The organism is Streptomyces sp. NPDC051738 (assembly GCF_044453205.1).
Taxonomy (GTDB): Bacteria; Actinomycetota; Actinomycetes; order Streptomycetales; family Streptomycetaceae; genus Streptomyces.
Genome location: NZ_JBITCM010000019.1, coordinates 172,607 through 187,089, shown reverse-complemented (window position 1 = coordinate 187,089; position 14,483 = coordinate 172,607). Strand labels below are relative to the sequence as shown.

General features: G+C 75.4%; 1 protein-coding gene. It reads left to right on the top strand.

Features of this window, described 5'->3' with window-relative positions:
• Positions 1-11: 11 nt before the first annotated feature.
• Positions 12-14,480: an SDR family NAD(P)-dependent oxidoreductase gene (locus ACIA8X_RS35710; RefSeq protein WP_399460039.1), complete on the top strand. Its 14,469-nt coding sequence runs from the start codon at positions 12-14 to the stop codon at positions 14,478-14,480.
• Positions 14,481-14,483: the final 3 nt, after the last annotated feature.

The following is a 14,483-nucleotide window of genomic DNA, read 5'->3' as shown; positions in this document are numbered from 1 at the left end:
CGGAGCCAGCCATGACCACGACGCCCAGCGAACAGGTCGTCCACGCCCTGCGGGCCGCCATGAAGGACGTCGACCGCCTGCGAAGGAAGAACAGGCAGCTGGTCGCCGCCGCCGCGGAGCCGATCGCCGTCATCGGCATCGGCTGCCGCTACCCGGGCGGCGTGCGCTCCCCGGAGGACCTGTGGCGACTCGTCGCCGACGGCACCGACGCGGTGTCCGCGCTGCCCGCCGACCGCGGCTGGGACCTCACCACGCTGCGCACCGCCGGAGTCGACGAGCACGGGCACGAACTCAGCACACGCGGCGGCTTCCTCGACGGGGTCGCCGACTTCGACGCCGCGTTCTTCGGCATCTCCCCGCGCGAGGCACAGCGCATGGACCCCCAGCAGCGACTCCTGCTGGAGATCTCCTGGGAGGCGATCGAGCGCGCCGCCCTCGATGCCACGCTCCTGCGCGGGAGCCGCACCGGCGTCTTCATGGGCACCAACGGCCAGGACTACGCCCATCTCGTGCTGCGTTCCCTGGCCGACGCCGACGGCGAGGTCGGCAGCGGCATCGGGGCGGGCGCCCTGTCCGGACGGCTCTCCTACACGCTGGGCCTGGAAGGTCCCGCGCTCACCGTCGACACGGCGTGTTCCTCGTCCCTGGTCGCCCTGCATCTGGCCTGCCAGTCGCTGCGCGGCGGGGAGAGCGCCCTGGCCCTGGCCGGCGGTGTCAACGTGATGGCGACGCCGGGACCGCTCGTCGAGTTCAGCCGGCAGGGCGGGCTCGCCCGGGACGGCCGCTGCAAGGCCTTCGGGGACGGCGCCGACGGCACCGGGTGGGCCGAGGGCGCCGGAGTGCTGCTGCTGGAGCGGCTCTCCGACGCCGAACGGCACGGCCGCGAGATCCTCGCCGTCGTGCGGGGCTCCGCCGTCAACCAGGACGGCGCCTCCAACGGCTTCACCGCGCCCAACGGCCCCTCCCAGCAACGCGTCATCCGCGCAGCCCTGGCCGCCGCCCGTCTCACTCCCGCCGACATCGACGTCGTCGAGGCACACGGCACCGGCACCCCGCTCGGTGACCCCATCGAGGCGCAGAGCCTGCTCGCCACCTACGGCCAGGACCGTGAACGGCCCCTGCTGCTCGGCTCCGTGAAGTCCAACTTCGGCCATGCGCAGGCCGCCTCCGGTGTCGCCGGCGTCATCAAGACGGTCATGGCGATCCGGCACGGAATCACCCCCCGCACCCTGCACGCCGACACCCCCACCCGCCTCGTCGACTGGACGTCCGGCGCGGTGCGGGTCCTCGGCACCCAGCAGTCCTGGCCCGACACCGGGCGCCCGCGCCGCGCCGGCGTCTCCTCCTTCGGCGTGACCGGCACCAACACCCACGTCATCCTCGAACAGGCCCCGCCCGCCCCCGAACCCGAGCCGACAGCGCCCGCCCGTGTCCCGGGCGCGCTGCCCTGGCTGCTGTCCGCCGCCACCCCGGCCGCCCTGCGCGACCAGGCCGAACGGCTGCGCGCCCACCTGGCCGACGGCGACCTGCGTCCCCGTGACGTCGCCTACTCCCTCGCCGTCACCCGCGCCGCCCTCGACCACCGCACCGCCGTCGTCGCCGACGCGGACGACAGCGCTTCCTTCCCCGCCGACCCCACCGGACCGGGCACGATCAGCGGTACCGTCACCGGCCGGCCCAAGCTCGCCCTGCTGTTCTCCGGACAGGGCAGCCAGCGGCTCGGCATGGGCCGTGAACTGCACGAAGGTTTCCCGGTGTTCGCCGCCGCCCTGGACGAGGCGCTGGCCTGCTTCGAGTCCGGACTGCGCGAAGTGATGTGGGGCACGGACGAGGCGCTGCTCAACCGTACGGACCACACGCAGGCCGCGCTGTTCGCCGTAGAGGTCGCGCTGTACCGGCTGCTGGAGTCCTGGGGCGTGCGCGCCGAGTTCGTCGCCGGGCACTCGGTCGGCGAGATCGCCGCAGCGCATGTGGCGGGGGTGCTGTCCCTCGAGGACGCGTCCGCACTGGTGGAGGCGCGCGGCCGGCTGATGGCGGCCCTCCCTCCGGGCGGCGTGATGGTTGCCGTCGAGGCGAGCGAGGACGAGGTACGGCCGCTGCTGAGGCCCGGCGTGGCGGTGGCCGCCGTCAACGGGCCGCGGGCCCTCGTGCTCTCGGGCTCCGACGAGGATGTGGAGCGCCTGCTCACGGCGCTGGGGGAGCGGCGGCACACCCGCCTCCCGGTGAGCCACGCCTTCCACTCGCCGCTGATGGACCCGATCCTCGACGACTTCCGCGAGGTCGCCGCGGGACTGACCTGGAACGCCCCCCAGCTCGCGGTGGTGTCGGGGCTGACCGGCCGGATCGCCGAGCCGGACGAGCTGTGCTCGGCGGAGTACTGGGTACGGCACGTCCGCGAGACCGTGCGCTTCGCCGACGGTGTGACGGCCCTGGCGGAGGCCGGGGCCACCGCGTTCCTGGAGGTCGGCCCGGACGCCGTACTGTCCGCCGCCGCGCGCGCCTGCCTGCCCGAACGGGCCGTGGTGCGGCCGCTGTTGCGCCGGGACCGGCCCGAGGAGCCCGCGCTTGTCACCGGCCTCGCCGGTCTGCACGTGCACGGTGTCGCCGTCGACTGGGCCGCGTTCTTCGCCGGCACCGGCGCCCGCCGCGTGGACCTGCCGACGTACGCCTTCCAGCGTGAGCGGTACTGGCCGGCCGGCGGCGCCCGCGCCCTGGAGGTGTCCGGCGCGGGACTGGAAGCGGTCGGGCACCCCCTGCTCGGTGCCGCGATGGTGGTGGCGGGCTCCGACGACCTCGTGCTCACCGGCGTGCTCTCCACCGCCGTACAGCCCTGGCTGGCCGACCACCGCGTCGGCGGCATGATCTTCTTCCCCGGGACCGGCTTCCTGGAACTGGCCGTCCGCGCCGGCGACCAGGTCGGCTGCGCCCGCGTCGCCGAACTGACCCTCGCGGTACCGCTCGTGCTGCCCGAGGAGGGCGCCGTACAGGTACAGCTGAAGGTCGGCGGACCGGACGCGGACGGACGCCGCGAGCTGTGGTTCCATGCCCGCCCCGCCGACCGTCCCGAGGCACCGTGGACCCTGCACGCCACCGGACGGCTCGCCCCCGACGCCGCCGAACCGGCGCGGTTCGACGCCGTCGAGTGGCCGCCGCGCGACGCCCGGCCCGTCGACATCACGGACCGCTACGACCGCTACGCCGCCTCCGGACTGGTGTACGGCCCCGCCTTCCGCGGGCTGCGCGCCCTGTGGCGGCGCGGCGAGGAACTGTTCGCGGAGATCGCCCTGGACGCCTCGGTCCGCGACACGGGCGAGTACGGCGTCCATCCCGGCCTGCTGGACTCCGTACTGCACGCGGCCGCCCTGGACCACGACGCCGAGCGCCTGCTGCCGTTCGAGTGGCGTGACGTGACGCTGCATGCCTCCGGAGCCGGACTGTTGCGGGCCCGGCTGCTGCGTACGGGACCGGACACCGTGGTGGTCGACGCCGCCGACGCGCACGGGGCACCCGTCGTGTCGGTCGCGGGGCTCACGCTGCGGGCCGCGCCCGATGACGCGGCTACGGCCGCCCTGCCCGATCCGGCCGGATCGCTGTTCCGGATGGAGTGGCAGACCCACCGGGTGCCGACCGCCGTGGCGGGCACCTGGGCCCTGGTCGGCGAGGACCCGTTCGGACTCGCGGACCATCTGGACAGCGCCGTACACGTGCCGATGCTGGACGCGCTGCCGGGTGAGCGGGCACCGCGCCACCTCGTCGTGTCCGTCACCGGGCCCGGCGACGGCGCCGAGGCGGCCCGCGCCGCCACCCGCCAAGTGCTCGACCTGCTGCAGGACTTCCTCGCCGACGACCGATTCCGCCGCTCCCGCCTGCTGGTGGTGACGCGCGGCGCTGTCGCCGCGACCGGTGCCGAGGACGTGACCGACCTGGGCGCCGCCGCCGTATGGGGACTCGTCCGGTCCGCCCAGGCCGAGAACCCCGGCCGTCTCTTGCTGGTGGACACCGACGAGGCCTCCGCCGCGCTGCTGGCGACCGTGCCCGCCCTGTTCGACGACGACGAACCGCAGGCCGTCCTGCGCGACGGGGAACTGCGGGTCGGACGGCTGGCCCGCGGGGCCGGCGCCGCACTCGTCCCGCCCGTGAGCGGGCCGTGGCGGCTGGACGTGACCGAGCGGGGGAGCCTGGACGGGCTCGCGCTGACGCCCTGCGAGCGAACGGAGTTGACGGGACGTCAGGTGCGGCTCGCGGTGCGGGCGGCCGGCATCAACTTCCGGGACGTGCTCAGCGCGCTCGGCATGTATCCCGGCGAGGCCGGTCCGCTGGGGTCCGAGGCGGCGGGCGTGGTCGTCGAGACGGGGCCCGAGGCCGGGCTGTGGCGGCCGGGCGACCGGGTCATGGGCATGGTCGCCGGGGGCTTCGCGCCGACCGTCGTCGTGGACGAGCGGCAGTTGACCGCCGTACCGGCCGGCTGGGCCTGGGAGACGGCCGGTTCGGTGCCGCTGGTGTTCCTCACCGCCTATCGGGCGCTCGTCGAACTCGCCGGACTGCGCCCCGGCGAGAAGGTCCTCGTGCACGCGGGCGCGGGTGGCGTCGGCATGGCGGCGATCCAGCTCGCCCGGCACCTCGGCGCGGAGGTGTTCGCCACCGCCAGTGAGCCGAAGTGGCCCGTCCTGCGCGAACTCGGCGTGGCGGACGACCACATCGCCTCCTCACGCGACACCGGCTTCGCGGACCGGTTCGCGGGTGTGGCAGGGGACGGCTTCCATGTCGTACTCAACGCGCTGTCCGGCGAGTTCGTCGACGCCTCGCTGCGACTGCTCGGGCCGGGCGGCCGGTTCCTGGAGATGGGCAAGACCGATCTGCGCGACGCGGACACCCTTCCCGACGGCATCCGCTACGAGCCCTTCGACCTGGGCTGGGTGGAGCCCGACGGTATCCGGCGGATGCTGACCGCGCTCGGCGCGCTGTTCGCCGACGGTGCCCTGCGGCCCCTGCCGGTGAGCACCTGGGACGTGCGGCGGGCCGCCGAGGCGTTCCGTTTCATGAGCCTCGCCCGGCACACCGGCAAACTCGCGCTCACCCTGCCGCCCGCCCTGGACCCCGACGGCACGGTCCTGATCACCGGCGGTACTGGCGGCCTTGGCAGCCTCATTGCCCGCCACCTCGTCGCCCGCCACGGCGTACGGCATCTCCTGCTCGCCGGTCGCCGCGGACCCGACGCGCCCGGCGCCCGCGAACTGCGCGAGGAACTCACGGAGCAGCGAGCCGAGGTGGCGGTCGTCGCCTGCGACCTCACCGCGCCCGGCGCCGTCCGTGCCCTGCTGGACGCCGTCCCGGACGGGCACCCGCTGACGGCTGTCGTCCACACGGCGGGCGTCCTCGATGACGGCGTGCTGGACGCCCTCACCCCGGACCGGCTCGATATCGTGCTGCGGCCGAAGGCCGACGTGGCCTGGCAGCTGCACGAGCAGACGCGCGACCTGGACCTCGCCGCGTTCGTGCTCTACTCGTCCACCGCCGGCCTGATGGGCAGCCCCGGCCAGGCCAACTACGCCGCCGCCAACGCCTTCCTCGACGCGCTCGCCGAGCACCGCGAGGCCCACGGGCTGCCCGCGCTGTCGCTGCGCTGGCCCGGCTGGGCGCAGGACGGCGGCGGCATGACCGCCGACCTGACCGAGCGTGACCTGCGGCGCACCTCGGCGCTCGGGCTGCCGCCGCTGACGGCCGAACAGGGCCTGGCCCTGTTCGACGCCGCGCTCGCCACCGACGCGGCCGCCCTCGCGCCGCTGCCCGTCGGCGGCGCGCCCCTGCCCCCGTCCGTCGCCGTGCCCGCGCTGCTGCGGGGCCTGGTGCGGCCTGGACGGCGCACCGCGGGCGGCGCGGCCGTGACGCGCGGTGCGCTCGTCGACCGGCTCGCGGCCCTGCCCGCCGACGAGCGGCGCCGGCACCTCGTCGAACTGGTGCGGGCCGAGGCCGCGGGCGTCCTTGGCCACGGCACGAGCGAGGCGGTCGACGCCGACCACGAGTTCCGCAGGCTCGGCGTGGACTCGCTGACCGCGATCGAACTGCGCAACCGCCTGGCCGGCGCCACCGGCCTCCAACTGCCCGCCACGCTGGTCTTCGACTACCCCACACCGCGCCGTCTCGCGGTCCACCTGCTCGGCGAACTCGTCGAGGAGGGCGTCGTCGGCGACGCCCCCGCGACGCCGATCGCGTCCGGCACCGACGTCACGGACGAACCCCTCGCCGTCGTCGGCATGGCCTGCCGCTACCCCGGCGGCATCACCTCGCCCGAACAGCTGTGGGAGTTCGTCGCGGCGGGCGGCGACGCCATCTCCGGCATGCCCGACGACCGGGGCTGGGAGAAGCACACCGGCGTCGCCTCGGCAGACGGAGTGGCCGGCGGATTCCTGTGCGGCGCGAGCGAGTTCGACGCCGCGTTCTTCGAGATCTCACCGCGCGAGGCCGTGGCGACGGACCCGCAGCAGCGGCTGCTGCTGGAGACCGCCTGGGAAGCCCTCGAACGGGCCGACCTCGACCCGCACAGCCTGCGCGGCAGCCGCACCGGCGTCTTCGTCGGCCTCAGCGGCCAGGACTACGGCACCCTCGTCATGCAGTCCTCCGTCGACGTCGAGGCCCACGCCACCACCGGCCTCAACACCAGCGTCGCCTCGGGCCGGCTGGCCTATGTGTTCGGGCTGGAGGGCCCGGCCCTGACCGTCGACACCGCCTGCTCGTCGTCGCTCGTCGCCCTGCACCTCGCCGGGCAGGCGCTGCGCGGCGGCGAGTGCTCTCTCGCCCTCGTCGGAGCGGTCACCGTCATGTCCACCCCGGTGGGCTTCGCCGGGTTCTCCCGCATGGGTGGCCTCGCCACGGACGGCCGCTGCAAGGCTTTCGGTGACGGCGCCGACGGCACCGGCTGGTCCGAGGGCGTCGCCGTCCTCGTCGTGGAGCGGCTGTCGGACGCCGTACGCAACGGGCACGAGGTGCTGGCCGTCGTGCGGGGCTCGGCCGTCAACTCCGACGGTGCCTCCAACGGCCTCACCGCGCCCAACGGCCCCTCCCAGCAGCAGGTCATCCGCCAGGCCCTCGCGGGCGCCGGGCTCACCCCGGCCGACGTGGACGCCGTGGAGGCGCACGGCACCGGGACCGCTCTCGGCGACCCGATCGAGGCGCAGGCCCTGCTCGCCACCTACGGCCAAGGCCGCGAACGGCCGCTGCTGCTCGGCTCGGTGAAGTCCAACCTCGGCCACACCCAGGCCGCAGCGGGCGCCGCCGGACTCATCAAGACCGTGATGGCGATGCGGCACGGCGTCCTGCCCCGCACCCTGCACGCCGACCCGCCGTCCCGGCACGTCGACTGGTCGAGCGGCGCCGTGCGGCTGCTCACCGAGAACCTCCCCTGGCCGGACGACGGCCGCCCGCGCCGGGCCGGTGTGTCCTCGTTCGGCATCAGCGGCACCAACGCGCACGTCCTCCTCGAACAGCCGCCCACCGCACCGGAGCCGGACCGTACGACGGCCACCGCCCTGCTGCCGTGGGTGATCTCCGCCCGTACCGAGGCCGCCCTCGACGCCCAGATCGAGCGGATCCGGTCGGCCGCCGACGGGCTCGACGCCCGCGACGTGGCCTGGACCCTGGGCGGCCGCGCCGCCCTCGAACACCGCGCCGTGCTGCACCCCGACGGCACCACCGAACTCGCGCGCGGCCTGGCCGCCGACCGCCCCCTCGCCGTAGTGTTCCCCGGCCAGGGCAGCCAGCGCCTCGGCATGGGCCGCGAACTGCACGGCCGTTTCCCGGAGTTCGCCACCGCCCTCGACGAGGCCCTCGGCCATTTCGACACCGCGGTCCGGGACGCGATGTGGGGTACCGACGAGGCGCTGCTCAACCGCACGGACCACGCGCAGTGCGCGGTGTTCGCCGTAGAGGTGGCGCTGTTCCGGCTGCTGGAGTCGTGGGGCGTCACCGCCGCCCACGTCACCGGCCACTCCGTCGGTGAGGTGGCCGCCGCCCACGTGGCAGGGATCCTCTCCCTCACGGATGCCTGCGCGCTGGTCGCGGCCCGGGGCCGGCTGATGGCGGCGCTGCCGCCCGGCGGCGTCATGGTCGCGGTCGAGGCGACCGAGGACGAGGTGCGGCCGCTGCTCACCGACGGCGTGTCCCTCGCGGCGGTCAACGGCCCCACCGCGGTCGTCGTCTCCGGCGCCGAAGACGAGGTGACCGCCGTCGTGGCGGCCCTCGGCGAGCGGCGGCACACGCGCCTTGCCGTGAGCCACGCCTTCCACTCCCCGCTCATGGAGCCCATGCTGGACGATTTCCGGCAGGCTCTGGCCGGACTGGAGTTCCGCGCGCCCCGGATCACCGTGGCGTCGGCCCTCACCGGCCGTATCGCCGGGCCCGAGGAGCTGTGCTCGGTGGAGTACTGGGTGCGGCACGCCCGGGAGACCGTGCGGTTCGCCGACGCGGTGGACACCCTGCGCGCGGCCGGTGCCGGGGCCTTCCTGGAGGTCGGCCCGGCGGGCGTGCTCAGCGGCCTCATCCTGGCCGGCGGCCCCCGGGACACCGTCGCCGCCCCGATGCTGCGCCGAGACCGGGGCGAGGCGGAGACCGTCGTCGGCGCGCTCGCCACGCTGCACGTCGCCGGTGTCCCCGTCGACTGGCGCGCCCTCGGCGTCGGCACCGGGGCACGCCGCGTGGAGCTGCCGACATACCCCTTCCAGCGGCAGCGGTACTGGCCCGACGGCGGCCCCGTCGCCGCGCCCGAACCCCGTACCGAACCCGCCCCCGCTTCCAGCAACGGGCTCGCCGCCCTCGGCCCGCAGGAGCGCGAGCGGCACCTCCTGGGGCTGGTGCGCGCCGACACGGCCGTCGTGCTCGGCCACCGGGACCGCGACGAGATCGACCCCGACCACGAGTTCGGCCGGCTGGGCATGGACTCGCTCACCGCCGTGGAACTCGGCAGACGCCTGTCCGCCGCCACCGGACTCCAGTTGCCCGCCACGCTGGTCTACGACTACCCGAGCCCGCGCCGGCTCGCCACCCACCTGCTGGCCGAACTGCTCGGCGAAGGGGCCGCCGACAGGCCCGCCGAACCGGCCGCGCGCCCGGCCCAGGACGAGCCGCTGGCCATCGTCGGCATGGCCTGCCGCTTCCCCGGAGACGTCAGCACCCCCGAGGAGTTCTGGGAGCTGATGCTCGACGGCCGCGACGGCACCGGCCCCTTCCCGGACGACCGCGGCTGGGACCTCGACACGCTGCACGGCGCCGGCCCCGGCAGCAGCGCCACCACCCGCGGCGGATTCCTCTACGACGCCGCCGACTTCGATCCGGCCTTCTTCGGTATCAGCCCCCGCGAGGCGCTCGCGATGGACCCGCAGCAGCGTCTGCTCCTCGAGACATCGTGGGAGGCGTTCGAACGCGCCGGACTCGACCCCGACGCCCTGCGCGGCAGCCGCACCGGCGTCTTCGTCGGCACCAACGGCCAGGACTACGTCCATCTCGCCACCCGCGCCCGTGAGGACATCGGCGGCCACCTCGGCACCGGCCTCGCCGCCAGCGTGATCTCCGGCCGGCTGGCCTATGTGTTCGGCCTGGAGGGCCCGGCCCTGACCGTCGACACCGCCTGCTCCTCCTCCCTCGTCTCCCTGCACCTCGCCGGGCAGGCGCTGCGCAACGGCGAGTGCGAACTCGCCCTGGCCGGCGGCGTCACCCTGATGACCACCTCGGTCAGCTTCGTCGGCTTCAGCATCCAGGGCGGTCTGGCGGAGGACGGCCACTGCAAGGCGTTCTCCGACGACGCCGACGGCACCGTGTGGTCCGAGGGCATCGGCATGCTCGTCGTGGAACGCCTGTCGGACGCCGTGCGCAAGGGGCACGAGGTCCTCGCCGTGATGCGGGGGTCGGCGGTCAACCAGGACGGTGCCTCCAACGGGCTCAGCGCCCCCAACGGCCCCTCCCAGCAGCGCGTCATCCGCCAGGCCCTCGCCAGTGCCCGACTCACCCCCGCCGACGTGGACGCCGTCGAGGCGCACGGCACCGGGACCCGGCTCGGCGACCCGATCGAGGCCCAGGCCCTGCTCGCCACCTACGGCCGGGACCGTGAACGGCCGCTGCTGCTCGGGTCGGTGAAGACCAACATCGGTCACACCCAGGCCGCCGCCGGAGTCGCCGGCGTCATCAAGTCCGTGCTCGCCCTGCGCCACGGCCGACTGCCGCGCACCCTCCGCGCCGACACGCCCTCCAGCCGTATCGACTGGTCCTCCGGCGCCCTGTCCCTGCTCCAGGACACCACCGAGTGGCCCGAGACGGGCAGGCCGCCGCGCATCGCCGTCTCCGCGTTCGGGATCAGCGGCACGAACGCGCACGTCGTCCTGGAGGGCGCGCCCGAGGCCGAGGCGGAGCCTCCCGCTCTGGCACCCACAGTCACCCCGTGGCCGGTGTCCGCCCGCACCGAAGAGGCCCTGGACGCCCATCTCGCCGCGCTGACCGACTGGGCCCGCGGCCGCGACCCGCGTGACGTGGGCCGCTCCCTCGCCTCCCGCTCGCACTTCGCCCACCGCGCGGTGCTCCTCGCCGACGGCGAGACCGTCCGAGGCACAGCCGCCGAACGCACCCCGGCCCTGGTGTTCTCCGGGCAGGGTACCCAACGGCCGGGCATGGGGCGCGAGTTGTACGACCGCTTCCCGGTCTTCGCCGACGCCTTCGACGAGGTGCTCGCCCATCTCCCGCCCGGCCTGCGGGACATCGTCTGGGGCGAGGACGCCGAGGAGCTGAGCCGCACCGAGAACGCGCAGCCCGCGCTGTTCGCCCTCCAGGTCGCCCTGCACCGGCTCGTGACGTCCCTGGGCGTCACGCCGGAATACGTCACCGGGCACTCGGTGGGCGAGATCGCCGCCGCCCACGTCGCGGGCGTCCTGACCCTGGACGACGCCTGCGCCCTGATCAGCGCCCGGGCCCGGCTGATGGGTGAACTGCCGTCCGGCGGCGTCATGGTGGCCGTCGCCGCGACCGAGGACGAGGTACGGCCCCTGCTCACCGGCGAGGTGGCCGTCGCTGCCGTCAACGGCCCCTCCGCGCTGGTGCTGTCCGGCGCCGAGCCCGCGGTAGAGGCCGTCCTCGCCCGGCTCGGCGACCGCCGTACCCGTCGGCTGGAGGTGTCCCACGCCTTCCACTCCCCGCTGATGGCCCCGATGCTCGACGAGTTCCGGTCGGTCGCCGCCACCCTGACCCACCAACGGCCCCACATCCCCTTCGTGTCCGCGGTGACCGGCGCCCCGGCCGGCGACGAGCTCGCCTCGCCCGAGTACTGGGTACGGCACCTGCGCGAGACCGTCCGCTTCGCCGACGCCGTCGGCACACTCGCGGGCCAGGGCGCCGACGCGTTCGTGGAGATCGGCCCGGACGGCGGACTCACCTCCCTCGTCGCCGACCTGGCGCCCGAGGCCGCCGTCGCCGTACCGGTGCTGCGCCGCGACCGCCCCGAGGAGGCGTCGGCGGTGACCGCGCTCGCCGCCCTGCACGTCGAGGGCGTCACCGTCGACTGGACCGCCCTGTACGCCGGTACGGGCGCCCGGCGCCTGACCGAACTGCCGACCTATCCCTTCCAACGGCGCCGGCTGTGGCCCACCGCTTCCCTGCGCTCGGCCGACGCCACCGGACTCGGGCTCGCCGCCACCGACCACCCCCTGCTCGGCGCCGCACTGCCGGTCGCCGGAGCCGGGGAACTGGTGCTCACCGGCACCCTCTCGCGCACCCTGCACCCCTGGCTCGACGGTAGCGCCGTGGACGGCGCGGTCCGGCTGCCCGGCGCCGCCCTCGTGGAGGCCGCCGTACGCGCGGGAGACCGCCTCGACACGCCGCACGTCGCCGACCTGGCCCTCACCGAGCCGGTGACCGTGCCCGACCAGGGCGCGCTCCAACTCCAGCTCCGTATCGGCGCCCCCGGCGACGACGGCGGCCGACCCGTGTGGTGCCACACCCGGCCCGCCCACGAGCCGGACGCCGCCTGGACCGAGCACGCCCAGGGCCGGCTGACCCCCGAGCCACCGGCCCTCGACTCCACCCGGTTCGCCGCGGGCCAGTGGCCCCCGCCCGACGCCACCGAACTCGCCGTCGACGGCCTGTACGACCGGCTCGCCGACGCCGGAATCGAGCACGGCCCCGCCGCCCGCGCCCTGCGCGCCGCCTGGCGGCACGGCGACCACCTGTACGCCGAGGTAGCCCTGCCCAAGGAGGCCGGCGAACACGTCGGGTTCGGACTGCACCCGGTACTCCTCGACGCCGCCCTGCACGCCGCGCACATCGTCGCCGGGGCCGACGACGCTGAGCCCGAGCGGCTGCTCGACGCCCAGTGGCGTGAGGTGTCCCTGCACGCTGTGTCCGCCACCGAGCTGCGGATACGGCTGACCGGCAGCGGCGACATCCGCGACCTCGTCGCCGCCGACCCTTCCGGCGCACCCGTCCTCACCGCCCGAGCCGTCACCCTGCGGCCCGCGGAGCGCCGGGCCGACGCCCCCGCCGCCGGACCCGACCTGCGCACCTCCCTGTTCCGCCTGGACTGGGAGGAGCGGCCCGTCCCGGCCGCCCTCGCCGACCCAGTTCCCTGGTACGTCCTCGGGCCCGAGGGCACCGACCTGGCCCTCGCCCTCGGTTCGCTCGCAGAACCAGTGAAGTCCCTAGCCGAACTGCGAGACGGTGACGGGGCGCCGGTACGGATGATCGTCGTACCGCTCGCGGGCCGCCCCGACGACGCGGCCCGAGCGGTTCGCGAGCTGACGCACCGCGCGCTGACGCTGATGCAGGAGTTCCTCGCCGAGGACCGGTTCGCCCGCACCCGCATGGTGTTCATCACCCGGGGCGCGGTCGCACCGCACGGCGCGGAGGTCACCGACCCGGGCGCCGCGGCGGTCTGGGGCCTGGTGCGGTCCGCGCAGATGGAGCACCCCGGCCGGTTCCTCCTCGTCGACGTCGACGGCGGCGCGTCCTCGACGGCCGTGCTGCCCGCTCTGCCGGACACGGACGAGGAGCAGTTCATGGTGCGCGAGGGACGCGTGCGCGTGGCACGGCTCGCCCGCGTGCCCGACGCCGCCGCCACACCCGACGCCGCCGCCACACCCGGCGCCGGCCCGGCCCGCTGGCGCCCCGACGGCACCGTCCTGATCACCGGCGGCACCGGTGGCCTGGCCCGCATCCTCGCCCGGCACCTGGTCACCACCCACGGCACACGGCACCTGCTGCTCGTCGGCCGACGCGGCCCCGACGCCCCCGGCGCCGCGGAACTGCGCGACGAACTCGAAGCGCAGGGGGCCCGGGTCACCCTGGCCGCCGCCGACGTCGGCGACCCGGACGACGTGGCCGCCCTCGTCTCCGGCATCCCGGCCGAGCACCCGCTGACGGCCGTCGTCCACACCGCCGGCGTCCTCGACGACGGTGTCCTGGACGCCCTGACCCCGGACCGCTTCGACGCCGTCCTGCGGCCCAAGGCCGACGCCGCCTGGCACCTGCACCGGGCCACCCTCGACCTGGACCTCGACGCGTTCGTCACCTACTCCTCCACCGCCGGCGTCGTCGGCAGCCCCGGTCAGGCCAACTACGCCGCCGCCAACGCCTTCCTCGACGCCCTCGCCCAGCACCGCGCGACCACCGGACGGCCCGGCCACTCGCTGGCCTGGGGCCCCTGGGCGCAGGCCTCCGGCATGACCGGCGGACTGAGCGAGGACCACATCCGGCGCATGAACCGCTCCGGCACCCCGCCCCTCGACCCCGAACTGGGCCTCGCCCTGTTCGACGCCGCCACCGCCCGCGACGACGCACGGCCCGTCCTGATGCGCACGGCCGCCCGCGCCGGCGCCGCGCTGCCCTTCGCCGGACCGGTGCCGCCGGTCCTGCGCGGCCTGATCGGCGGACGCCGCACCGCCGCCGGGCGCAACCGCGTCGCCGAACTCACCGCCCGCCTCGACGGACTGCGCCCGCAGGACCGCACCCGGCACCTCACCGACCTGGTGCGCGCCGAGGCCGCGAGCGTGCTCGGCCACGACACGCCCGAACAGATCGGCGCCGAGGAGGAGTTCTCCCGGCTCGGCTTCGACTCCCTGACCTCCGTGGAGATGCGCAACCGGCTCGCCGCCGTCACCGGGCTGCGCATGCCCGCCACCCTCGTCTTCGACCACCCCACCCCGCTGGCCGTCGCCGAGCACCTCGCCGAGCGCCTCGGCCGAGGCCACACACCACCCGCAGCCGCCCTGCACACCGAACTCGACCGCCTGGACTCCGCCCTGGCCGACGCGCTCGCCGCGGACGGCCTCGACCCGGCCGTCCGGACCGGCACCGCCGCCCGGCTGCGCGCCCTGCTCGCCCGGATCACCGACGACGGCGGCGAACGGCAGGGCGCGGACGACGACGTACGCGAGCGCATCGGCGCCGCGAGCGCCGAGGACCTCATCGCCTTCATCGACAGCGAGATCGGACGACCCACCGACCGCTGAACC